15 protein-coding genes and 1 tRNA gene are annotated in these 20,737 nt (G+C 69.2%); 9 read left to right on the forward strand and 7 right to left on the reverse strand.

Going from position 1 to position 20,737, the window contains the following annotated elements; translation table 11 throughout:
* Positions 1–139: 139 nt before the first annotated feature.
* The 4 genes from DEI84_RS12645 to DEI84_RS12665 form a co-directional block, all read right to left on the reverse strand.
* Complete coding sequence (locus DEI84_RS12645; protein WP_110891086.1) at positions 140–370, reverse strand: hypothetical protein; 231 nt, start codon at positions 368–370, stop codon at positions 140–142.
* Positions 371–1,133: 763 nt separating this feature from the next.
* Positions 1,134–1,889, reverse strand: coding sequence for a hypothetical protein (locus DEI84_RS12655; RefSeq protein ID WP_146236367.1), 756 nt, complete (start codon positions 1,887–1,889; stop codon positions 1,134–1,136).
* A gap of 31 nt (positions 1,890–1,920) precedes the next feature.
* Positions 1,921–7,365: a DUF6531 domain-containing protein gene (locus DEI84_RS12660; protein WP_110891089.1), complete on the reverse strand. Its 5,445-nt coding sequence runs from the start codon at positions 7,363–7,365 to the stop codon at positions 1,921–1,923.
* Positions 7,366–7,471: 106 nt separating this feature from the next.
* Positions 7,472–7,753: a pyrophosphorylase gene (locus DEI84_RS12665; protein ID WP_110823592.1), complete on the reverse strand. Its 282-nt coding sequence runs from the start codon at positions 7,751–7,753 to the stop codon at positions 7,472–7,474.
* 209 nt (positions 7,754–7,962) lie between these two features.
* On the opposite strand from DEI84_RS12665, the gene DEI84_RS12670 reads away from it, so the two are divergent.
* The 6 genes from DEI84_RS12670 (at position 7,963) to pstB (ending at position 15,714) form a co-directional block, all read left to right on the forward strand.
* Positions 7,963–10,128 (forward strand): RNA degradosome polyphosphate kinase, encoded by a 2,166-nt coding sequence (locus tag DEI84_RS12670; protein WP_110891090.1) that lies wholly within the window; start codon positions 7,963–7,965, stop codon positions 10,126–10,128.
* Positions 10,125–11,072, forward strand: coding sequence for an NUDIX domain-containing protein (locus DEI84_RS12675; protein ID WP_181420447.1), 948 nt, complete (start codon positions 10,125–10,127; stop codon positions 11,070–11,072). The genes DEI84_RS12670 and DEI84_RS12675 overlap by 4 nt, the downstream gene beginning before the upstream one ends.
* Before the next feature lie 463 nt (positions 11,073–11,535).
* The gene (locus DEI84_RS12680) at positions 11,536–12,651 is read left to right on the forward strand and encodes a phosphate ABC transporter substrate-binding protein PstS (RefSeq protein WP_110891092.1); all 1,116 of its coding nucleotides are present in this window, start codon (positions 11,536–11,538) and stop codon (positions 12,649–12,651) included.
* Positions 12,652–12,811: 160 nt separating this feature from the next.
* A complete protein-coding gene (gene pstC, locus DEI84_RS12685) occupies positions 12,812–13,762 on the forward strand; it encodes a phosphate ABC transporter permease subunit PstC (protein ID WP_110891093.1) in 951 nt (316 codons plus the stop codon).
* 19 nt (positions 13,763–13,781) lie between these two features.
* Positions 13,782–14,861: a phosphate ABC transporter permease PstA gene (pstA, locus tag DEI84_RS12690; RefSeq protein WP_110891094.1), complete on the forward strand. Its 1,080-nt coding sequence runs from the start codon at positions 13,782–13,784 to the stop codon at positions 14,859–14,861.
* Positions 14,862–14,934: 73 nt separating this feature from the next.
* Positions 14,935–15,714: a phosphate ABC transporter ATP-binding protein PstB gene (pstB, locus tag DEI84_RS12695; RefSeq protein WP_110824139.1), complete on the forward strand. Its 780-nt coding sequence runs from the start codon at positions 14,935–14,937 to the stop codon at positions 15,712–15,714.
* Positions 15,715–16,262: 548 nt separating this feature from the next.
* Here pstB and DEI84_RS12700 read toward each other — a convergent pair.
* The 3 genes from DEI84_RS12700 to DEI84_RS12710 all read right to left on the reverse strand — a co-directional run bounded on the left by DEI84_RS12700 (position 16,263) and on the right by DEI84_RS12710 (position 19,224).
* The gene (locus tag DEI84_RS12700) at positions 16,263–17,120 is read right to left on the reverse strand and encodes an anti-sigma factor domain-containing protein (protein ID WP_110891095.1); all 858 of its coding nucleotides are present in this window, start codon (positions 17,118–17,120) and stop codon (positions 16,263–16,265) included.
* Entirely contained in the window at positions 17,117–17,716 is a 600-nt protein-coding gene (gene sigK / locus DEI84_RS12705) for an ECF RNA polymerase sigma factor SigK (protein ID WP_110824141.1), read from the reverse strand. Before sigK ends, DEI84_RS12700 begins: the two co-directional genes overlap by 4 nt.
* Before the next feature lie 878 nt (positions 17,717–18,594).
* The gene (locus tag DEI84_RS12710) at positions 18,595–19,224 is read right to left on the reverse strand and encodes a DNA-directed RNA polymerase subunit beta (protein ID WP_110891096.1); all 630 of its coding nucleotides are present in this window, start codon (positions 19,222–19,224) and stop codon (positions 18,595–18,597) included.
* Positions 19,225–19,267: 43 nt separating this feature from the next.
* Between DEI84_RS12710 and DEI84_RS12715 the strand changes: the two genes are divergently transcribed.
* The 3 genes from DEI84_RS12715 (at position 19,268) to DEI84_RS12725 (ending at position 20,648) form a co-directional block, all read left to right on the forward strand.
* A tRNA-Lys gene (locus tag DEI84_RS12715) sits at positions 19,268–19,340 on the forward strand.
* A 189-nt stretch (positions 19,341–19,529) separates the two neighbouring features.
* A complete protein-coding gene (locus DEI84_RS12720) occupies positions 19,530–20,168 on the forward strand; it encodes a TetR/AcrR family transcriptional regulator (protein ID WP_110824143.1) in 639 nt (212 codons plus the stop codon).
* A gap of 159 nt (positions 20,169–20,327) precedes the next feature.
* Positions 20,328–20,648, forward strand: a complete 321-nt coding sequence (locus DEI84_RS12725; protein WP_110824144.1) for a hypothetical protein — start codon at positions 20,328–20,330, stop codon at positions 20,646–20,648.
* The last annotated feature ends 89 nt before the right edge of the window (positions 20,649–20,737 follow it).

Below are 20,737 nucleotides of genomic sequence, written 5' to 3' on the forward strand. Positions count from 1 at the left end.
CGATCCTAACGGGGCTGCGCCGCGGAGGGACGACTGTGCACAGGCGCCCGGGTCCCCCGTTCGGGCGACACGACCAATGGCGACGACTCGCGGGCCGTTCGGCGTTCGGCGTTCGGCGCAGCGATCACCGAGACCCGAGCTACACCGACTGCGCGAAGGTCAGCACCAGCGCCCCGAGCTCGCTTCCGACAGGCCAGGAATCCGCGACCAGCCGTCCGGCCTCCCGCACCAACGACCGGGACACGGGGCTCCCGTGTTCCTGCACCAGAGCCCGGGTGAGGACGGACTGCACCGCGTGGATCTGTTCGTCAGAGGCCGCGTCTTCAGCACCGCGATCGTCCAGGGTGTCGATCAGGTCGAGCAAGCTCATGTCGTCCCTCCAGTCGCGCCTGCGCCGACCGAGCGCCGAACTCGAGAACGACGGTATCCGAGGAGTTCCGGCGCGGCACCGAACACCCGCGACGAAGCCCTCACCTCGAGGGAGCCGCCACCGGCATCAAGAATGTACTCCTCTCCGGTCTCGAAGCTGATGCGATGTCACCTCGGTTGTCCACCGTGACGCCCTCGCGCAGCACGAACCGCCCGCAACCGCCCTGTTCGATGAGCTCTTGAGGAACCGATGCTCCGACGCCGCTAGCCGAGCGCGTGGACCCCCTAACCGCCTCCGCTGAGGAGATGAAACACGACAAACGGACGCGATGTGCAACGTCGCACGACTGGAATACCGCAGAGCCTGCGAGGAGGAACGCACTCGCGAAGACGATCGCGAAGGCCCACACGAGGAACAACACCCACGCCTTGGCCTTCGACATCTTCGGTAGGGACCCGGTTGCTGTTGCCTTCGATGACTTCACGCTGACGAAGCGGACACGATCACTGGCGGCGAGTTGAGCCCTGATCGGCACGGGCGTCAGCGCTCAGATGCGATGAAAGTCCTTGACGTACAAAGCTTGGCGGTTGCTGTTGAGAAACGGGTGCAGACAGTACGAGCCCGCGCCGACATCGAAATCACACGCCATCCCCGGCTTACCTCCCTCCGGCTCGGCCGGACTGACGGGAATCCGACCGCAGTCGGAAGTCGTGACCTCAACCTCGGCGGATGACCGCCCTAGTCCTGGTGACGCCGCAACCGCTCAATCAAACGACGGACGCACTGTCAGCACCTGCGCACCCTCCCACCAGTCAGGCTCCGGCCGTACGGATTTGCCGAGCTCGAATGCCGTCGCAATCGTGACGGCTTTCTCGACATCGATGAGCAAGCCCCGATTCACGGGCGCGACGACGTTTCCCAGCCGCACTTCAACTTCTCCGACGTCAGTTGGTTTCGCTGGCATTCGCCAGGACGCATCGTCACGCACGTCTCCCGCTTCGAAGAGCACGAAACGCCCGGCAGCTCCATGACAAACATCCAGGCGCCCGTGGCCCTTAACCAACGAGACCAATGTGCGCTCCTGGCCGTCAAGAGCGCGGATCTTGGCTTCAACTTGAGGGACAGTCGGGGACCATTCGCGGAAGGACTTGCCCCTCACGTCCCAATCGAGGTGGTGCTGCTTGGCCTCTGGTTCCGTTCCCCGCTGGCCACGGAGTTGCCCGATCATGGCGCCGGCGAACCACCCCGCCAGGACAGACAAGAACCACGCTGCCCTCGCAAGAGGGAAGTTCGTCAGCCCGGCCACGTCGAGGAGAGGAATGCCAACCGCCACGAGCATGAGCACTCCCAAGAGCCATCCGCGTCCCATTGCTGCAAACACGGCGCCGACGACGAACGGGAGCACGACGCTTGACAACACCAGGTGAGTCGGTGTGAAGCCACGCATCGCTGAGGCAAGGGCCAGGGCGAGGAAGACGACCATGATCCCTGAGTTCCATATTGCCGTCGTCTGGGACATCGGCGTCATTCTCTGCCGACGCCGTTCGGACTTAGCCACTGAACATCTCCCAGACAGCGTCGCCGATGCCCCCGACAGTGGCACCCGACGCGGTCGAACCCCAGAGAGCAACGCTGTTCTGCTGGGAGCTGAACAGCCCGTCAGCGGTTCGGGGCTGTGTGTAGGGCATCTTCCTCAATACTTCCATGTTCGTCTGTTCGAATTGTGGGCGTACCGCTGGCAGGTGAACCGACCCGCCGCCCGAGATGGTACTGAAGGCCATGTCCTGCCAAGTCATGTCATGCCCGTCGATCATGGACGAAATGCCGGCACCGCCGACCGAGCTCGCCGAGCCGATCAATGAACTTGCTCCCTTCGCCACGAAGCCCTCCACAGGACGCCCCAAGGTTTCCGCGATGGTACCGCCAGCGGGACCGCTCAGGCCGCCCAGCGAGCCGCTGACGAATCCACCGACTGAGGAGGCCACAAGACCCCGACCGGTCACCTGCTCGCCCTTGGCAACCGATGTCCCTGCATAGACCGCCGTGGACATGCCCGATGAAATACCCCCGTTCACCGCCATGTTCGTCGCGAGGGACTTCACGACCTGACTGGTGGGCGCCACTCGCTGAGCGACGAACTGCGTGGCTGGTCCGCCGAAACGAGCGCCTTTGAGCAACGTGCCCATCCCCGCACCTACTCCGCCCATGACTGTCATAGCGCCAGCCTCAACCCAATTGACAGTGCCAGTGGTTGCCTTCTGGTATATGACGTCCGCGCCTCCGCTGATGAGCATCATGCCGAGCGGTCCACCGAATCCGGTGGCCATTGCCAGTACCCCGAGAGCAACGGCGCCACCACCGACCAGGTATGCATTGTCATTCATCAACGTCTTCAGACCGCCCTGGTGCGCATCCCGGTACGCCTGCAGGTCCTTGTCCGTCGCCGGCCGCAGCCCGAGTGGGTCGACCGCGTGCAGCGGATCGTTCCCCGCGTACGAGTAGGGGTTCCCCGACCACCCAGCTCCGACGACCGGAGCGAGCGGGTCCGTCGACAGGAAGCCCTTCGCCACGGGGTCGTACACCCGGGCCCCGAGCCACTCCATCCCCGCGATGCTCAGGCTGCCGCCCGGGGTCAGCCCGACGCCGGACGGCAGGGCAGCTCCGCCGCCGATCCCGTTCGTCGATGCGAGGAGCGCCCAGGGGTCGGTCGCATCGGTCGCACGCGCCCCGCGCCAGGTCGATGCCGTCCAGTTCCCGTCGATGGCCACGATCCCGCCCGGAGCCTCCAGGACAGGCGTCGCGCCGACGGAGGCCAGGACTGGGACACCCGCAGCGGTGTCCCACCAGGTGACGGATCCTCCGACCTCCGCGACCTCGCCCAGGGCGTCGGTCCACACCTCGAGTCGGCCGGTCTCGTCGTACGTCGCGTCTCGTTCGACGACGCCGGCCAGGAACCCGAGGTCCGACCATGCGTACTCGGTGGTCGAACCGTCCGGAGCAGTCCGCCGGACGCGCCGTCCGAGTCCGTCGTGCACGTACTCGGTCCGCGCACCGTCAGCACCGGTGGTGGCGACGAGTTGCCCGGCAGCGTCGTACTCGTGTCGGAGTTCGGCACCGCCGACGGTCTCGGCGACGAGGCGTCCCGCGGCGTCGTACCGCCAGGTCCGCCCACGGCCGCTGTCGTCGAGCGCACCGACCAGCTGCGCCGCGGCGTCATGGGTGTAGGTCCTCCGGCCGTCCGCGCCGGTGATCCCCGCGATGCGGTCGTCCTCGTCGCGGTCGATGCGGGTCGTCGTGCCGCCTTCCGGCGTGGTCACGGTGTGTTCGACGAACGCCCCGCGCTCGTAGGACCACGACTGGACGACGTCACCGGTCGAGGCCTGGACGATGCGCCCGAGGGTGTCCAGGGTGAACGCGGCGGGCGTGAGTCCTTCCCGTTCGACGCCGACGACGCGGCCTGCGGCGTCCCTGCGCCATGTCGTGCGATTGCCGTCGGGGTCCGTGCGCGCCGTACGACGTCCGTCGGCGTCGTACTCCCACGACATCGCCCGCCCACCCCGGCTCCGCCGGACGAGCAGACCTCGCCGGTCGAAGCACAGCTCGTGCTCGATTGCCCGTCCGAGGCCGCGCGTGTGGTCGGTGACGACCACGGTCCGTCGAGCCCTGTCGTGCATGGTCTCCGCCACGAGAGCACCGTCCACCGAGAGCCGCCGCTCACGTCCTGCAGCGTCGTACGCCCATTCGACCACCCCGCCGTCGGGGTCCGTCTGCTGGATGCGGCGGCCCGCGGCGTCGAGTCGTGCTGTGGTCGTCCTGCCGAGCGGATCCGTGATGGCGGTCAGCCGTCCGGCGCCGTCGTAGGTGTACCGGGTGATGCCACCCACCGGGTCGGTCGCGCTGGTCAGGCGCCCGTCGACGTCGTACGTGTACGCGGTCACTCCACCGACGCCGTTCTCGGCCTCAGTGAGCTGGCCCGCGGCGTCGTAGCGGAACCGACGTCGACCGTGACGTGCGTCGTGGACGGAGACGAGCCTCCCGGCCGCGTCCCAGCGGTAGCGAGCCGTTCCTTCTCCGGGTGCGGTCCGCGCGACGACGCGTCCGACGACGTCGTACTCGATGCGCTCGACGTCACCCGTCGGCAAGATCCGCGCGACGACCCGTGAGTCTGCGTCGTAGGTGATCGTCGTCCGCGCCCCGAGTGGGTCGGTGGCGGCCGAAGGCCGGCCACAGGCGTCGTACTCGTAGGTCGTCCGCCCACCGCTCGGCGACGTGATCGCGCTGATCCGGCCACTCGGGTCGCGCTCGATACGGGTGAGGCCACCCTCACCGTCCACCAGCTCGACCGGTCGGCCACAAGCGTCGTACGTCACGAGTTCGGAACCGGTCTCGTCGGACGTCACCTCGACGGGCCGTCCGAACTCGTCGGACCGGACGGTGGTCGTCGCGAACGCGTCCGACAACGTGGAGATGCCAGTGGCCGGGTCCTCCGAGAACTCCTTGCGGACTCCGGTGGGGTCGGTCACGGCGTGCAGGTCGCCGTTGACCCCGTACTCCCGGCGCCACACTGCGCCGGTGGGGTCGACGACGGACTGGAGGCGCGACAAGGCGTCGTGCGCGAAGGTCCAGGACGCGCCGCTCGGCAGGGTGACCTGCAGCGGGTTGGCCTGGTCGTCGTAGGTCCGGCGGGTGGTCCGTCCGAGCGCGTCGGTCGTGGAGGCGAGTTCACCGTCCGCCCCGTAGGCGAGGACGGTCCGCGCATCGATCGGGTCGGTCACGGCGCTGACGCGTCCACCCGCGGTGTACTCGACCGTCCACGTCGCGCCGTCGGGGTCACGGCGAGCGACGACCTGACCGGCGGCACCGTAGCGGTACTCCGTGCGGGCGCCGGTGGGGCTGATGGTCGCGACGGCGTGACCGGCGGCGTCCCGCTCGATCCGTGCGACGTGCCCGGCAGCGTTGGTCACGGCGACGAGCTCGCCCGACGCGTCGTGGTCGAGGCTGAGCGTGACACCGGTGGGGTCGACGACCCGGAGGAGCAGGCCGTGGTCCCACGTGAGTTCGGTTCGTCCGCCCATCGGGTCGATGACGACCGACGGGTCACGCTCGTCACCGTCGTACTCGTACGTGACGACGCTGCCGCTCTCCGTGACCACGGTCGTGACGCGGTCGGCGTCGTCGTAGCCGTACGTCAGGTCCCCACCGGTCGGCGTGACCGTCCGCGTACGGCGGCCTCGCGCGTCGTAGGCGTGCACGGTGACCGAACCGTCGCGTTCCGTCGCTGACACGAGGTTGCCGTGCGGGTCGTAGCTCATCGACTGTCGACGGTCATCCGAGTCGATGATCCCGACGAGTCGACCCTTCGGGTCCGCGATCCAGGCGTTCGAACGCGTCCCGTCCTGGTCGGAGACCACGGTCACGCGGCCGGGGAGGTAGGCGAACCGGACTCGGCGGCCGTGCGGGCTGGTCTGCTCGACGACACGACGCTGCGCGTCGTACACGTTGTCGACCTCGAGCACGCCGTCGGCACTCGTGACCGTCACGATGAGGTCGTCCTCGTCCCAGCCGTACGTCCTGGTCCCGAGCGGGGTCGCGGCCGAGACCAGGCGCCCTCGGTCGTCGTACCCGTACTCCACCCGACGTCCGTCGGAGGCCCGCAGCACGGCGACACGACCGTCGACGTACTCGACGTCCACGAAGCGACCGCGTTCGTGGCGGAGACGCACGACGGCGTCGGAAGCGTCCCGTTCCACCGCCACGGCTGTTCCGGGTCCGGCGCTCTCGCCGACCCAGAGACCAGTCGGGGTGAAGTCGATACGACCACCCTCGTTGTCCCGCACGACCAGGAGGTCTGCCTCCGTCGTGAGCCACCGGTTCTCGCCGACGCCGCGCGCCCAACCGGTGCCGGCCCGGGGGAAGCGGACGAGCCGGCCGTCGGCACCGACGAAGGACGCGCCCTCGTCGTCGAGGAGCAGGCGGGTCTCGAGGACGGACGCCCACCCCGGGCCGAAGACCCCGACCCGCTGGTCGAGGGAGTTGTACATGCGCGAGACCCTGAGGGACGCGGATGCGCCGTCGAAGGAGAGGTCGAGCTCTGGCTCGAGGAAGTTGCCGGTCGTCGTGTTGACCGGGTCCATCGAGTAACCGGTCGTCGGCTGCGCGCCGTAGGCGGTGGGCGGATCGATCTGCAGGTCGGTCCGGTTGGCCGACACGCCCGCGGCCTGCAGAGCTGCGCCGAGCGCTGCGTCGGACACGGTCGAGACCGCGCCTTCACCCCCGGCGGCGGCGAAGGCGTCGGCGATGGTCTTCGCCCAGGCGACGTCCTGGTCGTTGGCTGCGAGCCACCGCTCGAAGCCGGTGACGAGCCCGTCCGCGTTGATCGTGCCCCAGGAGCACAGGGACGCGAAGTCGGACAGCTTGCCCCGGAGCAGCCCGGGCTTCCCGGACAGCTCGGAGTTCAACGACGCCGAGCCCGTGGCGAAGGACCGGAGGTCTTCCGGCTTCGCGGACGACGTCCCGCCCCCGCCGCCGCCGGAACCCGGGGAAGGCGTCTGCCTCGGCTTCGGCTGCATCTCCGCGGGGCCGAACGGAGGCGCGGGCTTGTTCTCGATGTCCGGCGGGTTCCCGGTGCCGAACGTGTCGTCCCACCACTTCTCGAACCCGTTGCGTTCAGCCTGCTGCTCCTGCCACTCACGGGCCTGGCGACGCCGTTCGCGTTCTTCTGCGGCGAGCTTCTTCATCTGGTCGACCCACCCCGCGACCGTGCGCATCAGGTCTGAGAGGGTCGTACCGTCGCTCTTCGCGATCGTCGCGTTCTCGGTGAACAGCTGCGAGAAGTGGCCGCGGAACTCCTGCGAGGCCGTCGACACGTACGACTGACGACTCCCGATCTGACCGTCGATCGCACTCGCCGCGCCGCGCATGGCGCTGGCGAGCGCATCAGCGGTGGCGTCGTCGAACTCGATCGGATCGGTGTTGGCGTGCAGCTGTCCTGACACGGTTGTCGTCCCCCCGGAAGAAGTGGTGCTGGTCGTGATGGTCCGCGTCGAACGCGGGAACCCGGGCCGTCGAACCAGTCGACGACCCGGGCGCTGTCGGTCGGTGTTACGCGCCGCCACCCGCGGTGAAGATGTCCTGCGAGATCTTGTCGAGCTGCGTCCGGAGCTGCTCGAGCTCCGTCTTCGCCTTGTCCAGCGCAGCCTTGGTCTCCGGCCACGTCGAACCACGGAAGTTCGCAGCCAACGGCCCGTCCCACACGTTCGAGTCGGACAGGATGCGCCCCTGCGCATCGAGCTGCGAGATCTGGTCCGTGAACCCACCGTTCACGATGGACTGGATCTGACGGATGGCGGTCTTCGCCTGCTCGGTCGAAAGCACACGCGACATGGTGAACCCCTCTTCTCTTCGTACCTGCACCCCCGCGCAGAAGATCCCCCGGAGGCTCTGACGGGGTCCACAGTACCGAGTCGTCCATCCGCTCGTACGCTCCTGTGGACAGCTGATCCGCCGTCCCGACGACTGCCCGTTCACCCTCTGTCTCCACAGGCGCAACCCGGGCCGCTCCCGGTGCAGGGTGCTGGTGGCAGGATGTGGCCATGGACACCGAACCGCAGCTGGACGGCGACTCCGTCGCGAACGACCTCGACGACTTCGACGAGGTCGTGGAGATCGAGCACGAGTCGCTGCCCTCGGACCGGTACTTCGACCGTGAGCTCAGCTGGCTCCGCTTCAACCAGCGCGTGCTCGAGCTCGGTGAAGACCGGACGCAGCCGCTGCTCGAGCGTGCGAACTTCCTCGCGATCTTCGCGTCGAACCTCGACGAGTTCTTCATGGTCCGCGTCGCCGGCCTGAAGCGCCGCATCGACACCGGCATCGCGGTCCCCACCAACGTCGGTCGCGCGCCGAGCGACGTCCTGCGCGACATCGCGATGAAGGCGCACGAGCTGCAGGAACGGCACGCCAACGCCTTCATCGGGTCGCTCAAGCCCGACCTCGACGCCGCCGGCATCCACGTCGAGCACTGGTCCGACCTGGGCGAGGACGACCGCCTGCGGATGCGTGAGTACTTCAGCGAGCAGATCTTCCCGGTGCTCATGCCGCTCGCAGTCGACCCGGCACACCCGTTCCCCTACATCTCCGGCCTCTCGCTCAACCTGGCGGTGCGGGTGCGCAACCCGAAGTCGCAGCGGCAGGAGTTCGCGCGCCTCAAGGTGCCGCAGAACTACCCGCGCTTCATCAAGCTCCCGGACGACAACTCGGGGCGGCTGCGCTTCATCCCCCTCGAAGACCTCATCGCGAACCACCTGCCGGACCTGTTCCCGGGCATGGAGGTCCTCGAGCACCACGTGTTCCGCATCACCCGCAACGAGGACGTCGAGATCGAGGAGGACGAGGCCGAGAACCTCATCCAGGCACTCGAGCGAGAGCTCCTCCGCCGTCGCTTCGGTCCGCCGATCCGGCTCGAGATCACCGAGGACATGGACCCGGTGACGCTCGACCTCCTGGTGCGCGAACTCGACATCACCGAGCAGGAGGTCTACCGCCTGCCGTCGCCGCTCGACCTCGGCGGACTGTTCGAGATCGCCAAGATCGCCCGTCCCGACCTGCACTACCCGCGTCACGTCCCGACGACCCCGGTGCAGTTCCAGCCGGGCGAACCGAACACGAAGCCCGACCTGTTCCGCGCGATCGCCGCGCGCGACGTCCTGGTCCACCACCCGTACGAGTCCTTCGCGACCAGCGTGCAGGCGTTCCTCGAGCAGGCCGCAGCCGACCCGAACGTCCTCGCGATCAAGCAGACGCTGTACCGCACGTCGGGCGACTCCCCCATCGTCGAGGCCCTCATCGACGCCGCAGCTGCCGGTAAGCAGGTCCTCGCCCTGGTCGAGATCAAGGCGCGCTTCGACGAGCAGAACAACATCACGTGGGCCCGCAAGCTCGAGAAGGCCGGCGTGCACGTCGTCTACGGCCTGGTCGGGCTGAAGACGCACTCCAAGCTGGTGCTCGTCATCCGGCAGGAGGGCGGGACGCTCAAGCACTACAGCCACATCGGCACGGGCAACTACAACCCGAAGACCTCGCGGATCTACGAGGACATGGGCCTCTTCACCGCGGACGACACGGTGGGCAAGGACCTGACGCGCCTGTTCAACGAGCTGTCGGGCTACGCCATCGAGAAGAAGTTCAAGCGACTGCTGGTCGCGCCGCTGCACCTGCGGAAGGGGCTGGTCAAGCGCATCCAGACAGAGGCGCAGAACGCCCGCGAGGGGAAGCCCTCGGGCATCCGCATCAAGGTCAACTCGATGGTCGACGAGCAGATCATCGACGCGCTGTACCTCGCGAGCCAGGCCGGTGTCCCCGTCGACGTCTGGGTCCGCGGGATCTGTTCGCTGAAGCCGGGACTCGAAGGGGTCAGCGAGACCATCCGCGTCCGGAGCATCGTCGGACGGTACCTGGAGCACTCCCGGGCCTTCGCGTTCCACAACGACGGCGACCCGGTCGTCTTCATCGGCAGCGCAGACATGATGCACCGCAACCTCGACCGTCGCGTCGAAGCCCTGGTGCGGCTCACCGCTCCCGCGCACATCGACGAGGTCCAGGGGATGTTCGACCTGGCGATGGCCGAGACCACCAGTTCCTGGCACCTGGAGTCGGACGGCGAATGGACCCGCCGCTCGACGGACGAGGACGGTCGACCGCTCGACGATGCCCAGAACGTGCAGATGCGGACGATCTCGGCGCGGAAGCGCTCGACGCGGTGAGTGGAGGGCAGGCAGGCCCGGTCGTCGCGGCCGGAGCCGTGGTGTGGCGCGAGCAGGACGGCGTCCCGCTCGTGCTCCTCATCCACCGGGAACACCACAAGGACGTCTCGTTCCCCAAGGGCAAGGTCGACCCGGGCGAGAGCGTCCCGGAAGCAGCTGTACGTGAGATCGACGAGGAGACCGGGTACCGCGTGTACCTCGGCGCTCCCCTCGGTCGTGCCGAGTACGTCCTGCCCAGCGGGCGCGACAAGGTCGTGCACTACTGGTCGGCACGGGTGAGCCGGAAGGAGTTCGAGCGAGCGGGGGCCTTCCGTCCGAACGACGAGGTCGCCGCCGTCGAGTGGGTGTCGATCGACGACGCCCGCGCGCGGCTCACCTACGAGCGGGACGTCGCGATCCTCGAACGCTTCGCCGAGCGTGCGGCAGCGGGCGAGCACGACACCTTCGCCCTGATCGCCCTGCGGCACGCGAAGACCGTCCCCGGTTCGGACTGGGACGGGCCCGACGCGACCCGCCCCCTCCTGCCGGTCGGACGAGCGCAGGCGAAGGCCGTGGCGGCACCGGTCGCGGCGTTCGGCCCGAAGAAGATCGTCAGCAGCACCGCCGCGCGGTGCCTCGCGACCGTCGAGCCGCTGTCGACCAAGACGAAGCTCGGCGTCTCGGACACCCCGGACATCAGCCAGGACGCCCACGAACGCGGCACCGCCGACATCAAGGGCGTCGTGCGGAAACGCCTCGACAAGGGCAAATCCGCCGTGCTGTGCTCGCACGGCCCCGTGCTGCCGGACATCATCTCCCGGATCGCGAGCGACACCGCCGATGACCGGGCGCGGTTCGACCTCCGCCGGGCCGCCATGCTCTCCGTCGGGGACTTCGCCGTCCTGCACATCGCCGGCCGCAAGCTCGTCGCGGTCGAGACGCACCGCAACACCGTCAGCGCCTGACCCAGGGCCGGAGCAGCCCGTCAGCGAGCAGGACGGGCAGCCCGGAACCAGTCGTCCGTCATGACGGGCAGCCCGGAACCAGCCGTCCGTCATGACGGGCAGCCGGGAACCGGGCCGTCCGACAGGCCGGGCTGCCACCCGGCCGGGCCGTCGGACAGGCGAAGAGTCCAGCGTGGCAGGACCCGCGTCCGGCACGGACGCCGACCATCGGGACCCACCTCAGCCGGTGACAGGCCCGCGGTGTCCCCCCGAGCCTCCCGGCTAGAGGGCAGCTTGCCCCTGATCCTGCCCGCGCACGCCGACCCGCGTCCGCCGACCCGCGCCGGGTGAACCCCGCGTTCACCTCCCGTTCACCAGGGAGCGTCATCCCGGTCACCTCTCGTCCCTACAGTCACTCCCGGGTCAGCACCGGCCCGGGGACCACACAGCGGTCCCACTGCACTCACCTCCCGAAGGGACCCCTGTGAACATCAAGCGAATCGGCTCGGTCGCGGCAATCGCGATCGCCGGCGCCGTCGTGCTCTCCTCCTGCGCGGCGAACGAGGACACCGCGGGCAGCGACACCTCGTCGTCCGCCGCCTCCTCGGGTGTCGACTACTCGAACCTCTCCGGCACCCTGACCGGCTCGGGCTCCTCCGCGCAGCAGACCGCCGAGGCCACCTGGGCCGCCGGCTTCCAGGAGCAGGCCTCCGGCGTCACGGTGAACTACACGCCCGACGGCTCCGGTGCCGGGCGCGAGAACTTCATGTCCGGTGCCGCTGACTTCGCCGGCTCCGACGCCGCGCTGAAGGAAGAGGAGCTCTCCGGCGAGTTCAAGAACTGCGCCGCGGACTCCAAGGGCATCGACATCCCCGTCTACATCTCCCCGATCGCGATCGCCTACAAGGTCGACGGCGTCTCGGACCTCACCCTCGACGCCAAGAGCATCGCGGGCATCTTCTCCGGCAAGATCACCAAGTGGAACGACGACGAGATCGCCGCGCTGAACGACGGTGTCGACCTGCCGTCGTCGAACATCACGGTCGTCCACCGTTCGGACGACTCGGGCACCACGCAGAACTTCTCCGAGTACGTCGCGGCGAACGCCCCCGACGTCTGGACCGAAGAGCCCAGCCAGACCTTCCCGTTCCAGGTCGGCGACAGCGCGAAGGGCACCTCCGGTGTGGCCTCGGCCATGCAGGGCGCCTCGAACGCCATCACCTACATCGACGACTCCGGCGCCGGTGACCTCGACAAGGCGAAGCTGATGGTCGGCGACACGGCCACCGAGCTCTCCGCCGAGGGCGCTGCCCAGGTCGTCGCCGACTCCGACATCGCCACGGGCCGCGAGGAGAACGACCTCGCGATCGACATCGACCGCAAGGACACCGCTGAGGGTGCCTGGCCGCTCGTGCTCGTCTCCTACGCCATCGCGTGCCAGGAGTACGAGGACAAGGACAAGGCCGACCTCGTGAAGGCGTACCTCGGCTACGTCGTGTCCGAGGACGCGCAGAAGGCCGCGGCGACGGAGGCCAAGTCGGCCGCCCTGTCGTCCGACCTCGCGGAGAAGGCCGCAGCGGCGGTCGCCTCCATCAAGTAAGTCCCGCAAGCGCCCGGACGCCGGTCCCACCCACCTGACCGGCGTCCGGGCTCTCGCCCGTCCCGACGCGAGCTGCCTCCGCGCCCGTCGCGACACCCACGAACCACCTCTCCCCCGAACCCTCGCGCTCACCCCGACGCGATCCTCCGACAGGAGCCCCATGACGACCGCACCGGTCCGAGACCAGGACACCGCCACCCCGTCGAAGCCCAAGGCCGTCGTCCGCATCGGCGATCGGGTGTTCTCCACCGCCTCCGTCGTGGCGGGCAGCCTCATCCTCTTCGTCCTCGCGCTCGTGGCCGCGTTCCTCGTCTGGCAGAGCATCCCTGCGTTCTCGGCGAAGGCCGGCGACCTGCCGAACGACGCCGCGAACTTCTGGGACTACGTCGGCCCGCTCGTCTTCGGCACGGTGTGGTCGGCGTTCTTGGCGCTCGTCATGGCCGTGCCGCTGTCGCTCGGCATCGCGCTCTTCATCTCGCACTACGCGCCGCGCCGCCTGGCACCGGTGCTCGGGTACGTCATCGACCTGCTGGCCGCGGTCCCGTCGGTCGTCTACGGACTGTGGGGCATCGTGGTGCTGGCACGGTTCGTCCGCCCGTTCTACGAGTTCCTCAACGAGCACTTCGGCTGGATCCCGCTGTTCTCCGGTCAGGTCTCCGGGACCGGGCGCACCATCCTCACCGCGTCGATCGTCCTCGCGGTCATGGCGATCCCGATCATGACCGCCGTCATGCGCGAGATCTTCCTGCAGGCGCCGACCCTGAACGAGGAAGCGGCCCTGGCCCTCGGCGCGACGCGCTGGGAGATGATCCGGATGTCGGTCCTGCCGTTCGCCAAGTCCGGCATCGTGTCCGCGATCATGCTCGGACTCGGTCGTGCACTCGGCGAGACGATGGCGATCGCGCTGGTCCTGTCGGTGTCGACGAACATCACCTTCAACCTGATCGGGTCGCTCAACCCGTCGACCATCGCGGCGAACATCGCGCTGCAGTTCGCCGAGGCCTCGGGGACCGCGCTCAACGCCCTGGTCGCCTCCGGCCTGATCCTCTTCGTCATCACCCTGGTCATCAACATGCTCGCGCGGTACATCGTCCGCAAGCGAGTCTCCTGACGGGAAAGGTCGCACCCCGATGTCCCTCGCACTCCGTCAGCCCGCTGGCAACGTCTTCGCCAACGGGAAGCTCCACAAGTCCGTCCCGTGGCTGCTCCTCATCGGCAGCTGGGTCGCCCTCGGCCTGGTGTTCGCCCTGCTCGCCGCCAGCGGCGCCACGGAGGACTTCAACATCGTGGCCGCGGTCTTCCTCGGCACGGTCCTGTTCGACGTCCTCATCGTCGTCCTCTCCCGGATCGTCGAGGGTGGGCGGAAGGCCGTCGACCGGCTCATCACCTCGCTCGTCGTCACCGCCTTCGTGATCGCGGTGCTGCCGCTGATCTCCCTGCTCTACACGGTGCTCGCGAAGGGCCTGGCCCGCTTCGACGCCCGGTACTTCTCGTACTCGATGCGCGGGGTCATCTCCGAGGGCGGCGGCGCGGTCCACGCACTCGTCGGCACCCTGGAGATCACGCTCTTCGCAGCGCTCATCAGCGTGCCGATCGGCCTCCTGACCTCCATCTACCTGGTCGAGTACGGCAAGGGTCCGCTCGCCCGAGGGATCACGTTCTTCGTGGACGTCATGACGGGCATCCCGTCGATCGTCGCCGGCCTCTTCGCCTACTCGCTCTTCGCGCTGATCCTCGGCCCGGGCTCGCGCTTCGGACTGGTGGGCTCGATCGCCCTCGCGGTGCTGATGATCCCGATCGTCGTGCGCTCCACCGAGGAGGTCCTGAAGATCGTGCCGATGGAACTCCGCGAAGCCTCGTACGCGCTCGGTGTCCCGAAGTGGCTCACGATCGTGAAGGTCGTGCTCCCCACGAGCCTCGCCGGCATCACGACCGGTGTCATGCTCTCGATCGCCCGCGTCATCGGCGAGACCGCACCACTGCTCGTCACGGCCGGCTTCACCTCGAGCATGAACTACGACCTGTTCGGGGATCCGATGATGACGCTGCCGGTGTTCGCGTACACGCAGTACTCGCAGCAGGGCGCCAACCCGGTGCCGTTCGTCGACCGGGCCTGGACGGCAGCGCTGCTCCTCATCCTCATCGTGATGGTGCTCAACCTGCTCGCCCGCTTCATCACCCGCCTCTTCGCCCCGAAGCTCCCGCGCTAGCGCGGGACACCGGACTCCCCCTCCACCCGACTTCCCGCCCCGGCGGTTCGACCACCCAACCAGAAGGATCCACGTGTCCAAGCGCATCGAGGTCGACGGCCTCAACGTCTACTACTCGAAGTTCAAGGCCGTCGAGGGCGTCGACATGACGATCGAGCCCCGCACCGTCACCGCCTTCATCGGCCCGTCCGGCTGCGGCAAGTCGACCTTCCTCCGCACCCTGAACCGCATGCACGAGGTCATCCCCGGTGCGTACGTCGAGGGTTCGGTCAAGGTGGACGGCGACGACCTGTACGCCCCCGGCGTCGACCCGGTCATCGTCCGTCGTCAGGTCGGCATGGTCTTCCAGCGCCCGAACCCGTTCCCGACGATGTCCATCAAGGACAACGTGCTGGCCGGCGTCAAGCTGAACAACAAGCGCATCTCGCGGTCCGAGGCCGACGACATCGTCGAGCGCTCGCTGCAGGGTGCCAACCTGTGGAACGAGGTCAAGGACCGCCTCGAGAAGCCCGGCATGGGCCTGTCCGGTGGTCAGCAGCAGCGTCTCTGCATCGCCCGCGCGATCGCCGTGCAGCCGGACGTGCTCCTCATGGACGAGCCGTGCTCAGCGCTCGACCCGATCTCCACCCTCGCCATCGAGGACCTCATCGAGGAGCTGAAGAAGGACTTCACGATCGTCATCGTGACCCACAACATGCAGCAGGCCTCGCGTGTCAGCGACAAGACCGCGTTCTTCAACATCGCGGGCACCGGTCAGCCCGGTCACCTCATCGAGTTCGACGACACCGCGACGATCTTCTCGAACCCGTCGGTCAAGTCGACCGAGGACTACGTCTCGGGTCGCTTCGGGTGATCAACCGCCGGTCGGTCCGCTGACCACCAGCCGGGAGGCCCGGTGCACGTCCGCCACGGACGGCACCGGGCCTCCTGTCGTTGCGTCCACAGGCACGGCCTGCGTCCCACGAGACACACCCGTCTGAGCGGCACGCCCCCGTCGACACTCGACGCCCCCGTCCCCACACGACGCCCCGTCTGCGCGGCACGCCCCGTCTGCACGAGACACTCCGTCCCCACGGGACGCCCGCGTCTGCACGGCACGCCCCCGTCCGTACGAGACGCCCCGAGCGCAGCGGAACGCCGCCGATTTCGGCGGCGTCCGGCCCACTCGGCGGCGTCCGGCCCACTCCGGAGCGTCTGGCGCACTCGGCGGCGTCCAGCCCCCGGCGGCGTCCGGCTCACCCGGCGGAGTCCGGCTCACCCGGCGGCGTCCGACCCACTCGGCAGCGTCTCGCGTGCCTGGCGGCGTCTCGCCGCTCGGCGGACCGGCCGCACCACGAACGGACGGGAGGCTCCGCACCAGCTGGTGGGAGCCTCCCGTCCGTGGCGCAGGCGCGTCGGCGCTCAGGCCTCCGAGGTGGGCACGGCCACGACCGGCTCGGAGGTCGGCTGGTCCGACCCGCCCGCCGGCTCGACCGTGATGCCGATCGTGTCACCGGCGACCATCGTGCCGCGGAGCACGGCGGACCGGACGCCGCCGTCGACGTCGTGCATGAGCCCGGCTGCCTCGATGGTGCCGCCGGACTCCTGCGAGCCGATGTACCAGAGCTCGTAGGTCTTGCCCTTCGGCGCGGCCTTGACCCCGTCGAGGATGACCGCGGAGCGTCCGAGCTGCCCGGACCACACGACCGTGGCGGTCCCGCCGCCCTTGACCTTCGCGGAGCTGCGCTGGAAGTCCGGCGCCGCGTAGATCTGGTCGAGGCCAGAAGCCGCCTGCGTGGTGGCGGGTGCACCGCCGTCGTCCGAGAAGAGCGACGGGCCGACGCCGAGGCCGACACCGAGGAAGACGACGGCCACGGCGGCGGCGGCGCTGAGGGCGGCCGCGGGACGCTGGAACCAGCGGGCGCGGGCCTTCGTCGCGGCGCGACCGGTGTCGGAGGCGAGGTCGGCGACGGGCGCGGGTCGGGCCTCCTGGACGGGCTCGACGATGCGCTCCTCGTCGGAGGCTGACTGGTCGAGCGCCGGCAGCTGCGGCGTCTGGGCGATCTTCGCCATGAGCGAGGCCTTGAGGTCGGCGCGGGGCGTGACCGGGGGCACGGCGTAGGCGAGGGCGAGGGCGGTCTCGCGCAGCGAGTCGGCCTCGAGTCGGAGCTCGGGAGCGGTGCGGAGGGCCTGCTCGACCGAGTGGCGCTCCTCGTCGCTGAGCGCGTCGAGGGCGTGGGAGCCGGTCATCAGCTCCGGGTCGTCGTGTCGTTCGGTCATGAGTTCACCCCCATCTCGTCACGGAGTCGGATCATCCCGTCGCGGAGACGGGTCTTGACGGTGCCGATCGGCACCCCGAGTCGCTCGGCCATCTCGCTGTGCGAGAAGCCGCCGTAGTAGGCGAGTTGCACCGCCTGCCGCTGGAACTCGGTGAGTCGGGAGAGCGCCCGGCTGACGCGTTCGTGCTCGAGTCGGATCTCGACCGACTCGGAAACGGAGTCGAAGTCCGTCTCGAAGTCGCGGATGCCGATCTTCGTGTCCCGGTCGCGGGAGGACTGAGATGCCCGCACCCGGTCGACCGCTCGGCGGTGCGCCATCGTCAGCACCCAGCTGGCGGCACTGCCGCGGGCCTGGTCGAAGCGCGTGGCCTGCTGCCAGACCTCGAGGAAGACCTCCTGCGTGACCTCTTCCGACTGCGCCCGGTCCTTGAGGAGCCGCGTCACGAGTCCGAGGACCCGGCCGGACAGCTCGTCGTACAGGTCGGAGAACGCAGCCTGGTCGCCGGTCGCGACCCGGATGAGCAGGTCGTCCGCCGACACCGGTTCCGGGGCGGCGGGAGTCCAACCATCCATGTCGCCTTCCACGAGAGTGAGCATTGCAGGTTTTCCTCCTTCCCGTGTGTACGGCGTCCTCCGCGCGCACTGGACAGTGCGCTCGGCGACGGCGGTCGCGGTGGTCATCAGTCGGGTCCCGTTCGGATCGGGTGACGGCAGCGGTCGCTGCGCGGGTGGTGCCGGGTTCAGGTGCCGAGGCCCCGTGCGACCCACAGGGAATTGACCCGGGAGCGGGCCCGGGTCGCACGGGGACCTCGTGTGATCGTCGTGCGACGGTCACGCTGATGATTCGGCACCCTCGCGCCGTCGGTTTGGGTCAGGATCGCTTCGGATGTCCGCTGCGGTCGGCGGACAGTCCTGCGGGCGCTGCGGCGGTGGTCGGCGTGATCTGGACGGGCGTCGGCCGCACCGCGCCGACGCGTCCGTTGCAGGCCCGGTCGCGGGTGCTGACGGGAGGCCCGGTCGCGGGTGCTGACGGGAGGCCCGGATGCGGCAACAGCCCGGGCACCGCGGGTGGGCGCGGGCTGGGCACCGCGAGTGGGTGCGGACCGGGCACCGCCACGGGGTGCGAGCGCGGCACCGCGACCGGTTGCGGGCTGGGAGCGCGAGCGGACCCGGAGCGCTGTCCACGGCGCGCGCGGTGGCGGATCTGTCCCCCCAGAGTGAACACCTGGGTACGGACGGGGAGGTGTCTCGTACACTTGATCTCGCCGGGCCGCAGCAAGCCCCGGGCTCCAATATTCGCCGCTCCGAGCGGCCTCGCGCCGAGAGGCGCTTCTGCGGCCCGGTCTTCTCATGTCCGGGCTCGGACCCGGGTGACCCGCGTCCGCCCGACGCGGCGGCGTCCTGACGGACGTCTCGACCGCCGAACGGTGCTCGTGTCCGTCACCGTGCAGGCGAGCGGCAGGATACGAGGGCGGTCAGTCCAGGCTGTCGCGACGCCACAGCGCCGCAGCGGCGGACAGGTCCTCGGCCAGCTCCGCGAGCCGGTACGCGCGCGTCGTCAGCGCCGATGCCCGCTCCTGGGCCGTGCGGTCCGAATCATCCGCGACCGAGGTCGCCCCCGCGGCGGTCAGCCGCGCGAACGCGGCCCCGCGCTCGATCGCCACCGCGAAGTCGCCCGTGTACAACCCGTGCAGGATCCGGTCGGACAGGGTGAGGATCTCCGCCGGCCCGGTCGGTTCCTCGGCACCCGCGACGGCCTGGTCGATCGTGCCGATGAGCTGCGTGCCGCGCTCGAAGAGGTAGGCGATCTCCTCGGGGTTCTGCCGGATGACGGTCCGCACCAGGTAGATGCGCCAGAGCGCTCCCGGCAGGGTGTGCGCGCCGACGCGGGCCCACAGTTCGGCGATCGCGTCGATGCCGTGCACGTCCGTGTACGTGACCAGCCGCTCGACGACCGCGGGGTCCGGGTCCTCCCGCACGCGGTGGAGGAGCGCGTTCGCCGTGTCGTGCGCGACGCGGTTCACCAGCGCCGGGTCCTCGCCGCCCTGGATGGCGGCGAACTCGGCGTCGGTGAACTGGACGGGTCGGTGGTGTTCACGAGGCACCGCGACAGTGTAGGCGCTGCTCTCCCGATACCCTTGGTCGCGAGGGCCTCTAGCTCAGTTGGTAGAGCACCGGACTTTTAATCCGAGGGTCGTGGGTTCGAGCCCCACGGGGCCCACCTCTGGTCGGGACGCCCACCGCCCTCTTCATCCGAGGGTCGTGGGTTCGAGCCCCACGGGGCCCACCTCTGGTCGCCTCCCGTCCGACGGCGCCGCCCCGTTCTGGGGTCGACACGTGTCTCGCGAACGGGACATGATGCTCGTTGTGGGGGTACCACGCCGCAGCGCGCCTGTGGTGTGGTGCTGTCATGCCCAGCGCCACCATGGACTCCGCACAGCACGACGACGTCTTCACCCGCACCCAGATCGTCGATGCGATGATCCGCGTGCTCCACGAACTGCCCCTGCACGAGGTCACCCCCGCTCGCGTCGCCGCGGAGGCCTCGATGAGCGTCGAGACGATGACCGGCTCGTTCCCGAGCTGGGACGGCCTGCTCCTCGCGAGCATCGACCGGTGGAACGACCAGCGCACGACGGGGCTGATGCCGATCGCCGCCGAGCTGGGCACGGTCCGGTTCCTCCGCGCGATCGTCATGAAGAACATCGAAGACCCGTCGCTCATGCGGTTCCTCACCGCGATGCTGAACATCGCCGCGGCACCGAACCACCCGCTCGCGCCGATGCTGCACAGCCGGTGGCGCCGGTTCCAGAGCTTCGTGCAGGAGTCCCTCGTGCAGGACATCACCGTCGGCCGCGAACCGCACACGATGGAGCCGGCTCGCGGTGCCGAGCAGCTGATCGCGACGTACGAGGGCCTGCAGCTGCAGTCGATGGTCCGTCCGGAGATGGACCTGCTCGAGTCCTTCGACCGAGCCGTGACGCGTCTCCGCGAGGGATGGTCCCGCGCCTACGTCCCGCCCGTGTGGGACCTCTCGCAGGCGAGCTGATCCCGGGGTACAACTCGCCCCCAGGTGATCCTTGGTTGCCGCACTGTCCACATCGGTGCCCCGCTCAGCAGTCTGTTGGATTCACCCGGATATGGTCGTTCTCGTTCCGCTCACCGCGGGACGTCAGCACTGAACGAACCACACCGAACGGGGTACACCGTGATCGAGCCCATCGACGCCACGCAGACCAGCTCCACCGGTGACGCGCGCCGCCTCGTGGAGCTCGCCGCCGCCACCGGGACGAGCATGAGCGACGAGCTCCTGTTGGACACCCTCCGACGCAACGCGAAGGTCAGCATCCGGCACATCCGTGCCGACTTCGCCGAGGTCGCGACCGGCACCGCCGTCCTCGGGTACGTCTGCCGACAGCGCAAGGACTTCCTCGCGCTGCGCGGTGACGACCCGGCATGGGCGCAGGAGATCGGCCGCTACCCGAGCGAGTCACTCGCGGTCGAGGCCCTGCGGATGCGTCGAGCCTGACCCGACCGCCGCAAGCGACCGGCCTGCCGGTCCGGTCCGGTCCAGCCTGCCGGGCCGGCCAAGCCTGACCGGCCGGTCCAGCCCGCCGG

This window comes from Curtobacterium sp. MCBD17_023 (assembly GCF_003224415.1).
GTDB lineage: Bacteria > Actinomycetota > Actinomycetes > Actinomycetales > Microbacteriaceae > Curtobacterium.

What these genes read in the sequence shown, in the direction of transcription:
- DEI84_RS12670 (WP_110891090.1), top strand. Translation starts at nt 7,963, where the DNA reads ATGGACACCGAACCGCAGCTGGACGGCGACTCCGTCGCGAACGACCTC.
- DEI84_RS12665 (WP_110823592.1), bottom strand. Translation starts at nt 7,753, where the DNA reads ATGTCGCGTGTGCTTTCGACCGAGCAGGCGAAGACCGCCATCCGTCAG.
- DEI84_RS12700 (WP_110891095.1), bottom strand. Translation starts at nt 17,120, where the DNA reads ATGACCGAACGACACGACGACCCGGAGCTGATGACCGGCTCCCACGCC.
- pstA (WP_110891094.1), top strand. Translation starts at nt 13,782, where the DNA reads ATGTCCCTCGCACTCCGTCAGCCCGCTGGCAACGTCTTCGCCAACGGG.
- DEI84_RS12720 (WP_110824143.1), top strand. Translation starts at nt 19,530, where the DNA reads ATGCCCAGCGCCACCATGGACTCCGCACAGCACGACGACGTCTTCACC.
- sigK (WP_110824141.1), bottom strand. Translation starts at nt 17,716, where the DNA reads ATGCTCACTCTCGTGGAAGGCGACATGGATGGTTGGACTCCCGCCGCC.
- pstC (WP_110891093.1), top strand. Translation starts at nt 12,812, where the DNA reads ATGACGACCGCACCGGTCCGAGACCAGGACACCGCCACCCCGTCGAAG.
- DEI84_RS12655 (WP_146236367.1), bottom strand. Translation starts at nt 1,889, where the DNA reads ATGTCCCAGACGACGGCAATATGGAACTCAGGGATCATGGTCGTCTTC.
- DEI84_RS12645 (WP_110891086.1), bottom strand. Translation starts at nt 370, where the DNA reads ATGAGCTTGCTCGACCTGATCGACACCCTGGACGATCGCGGTGCTGAA.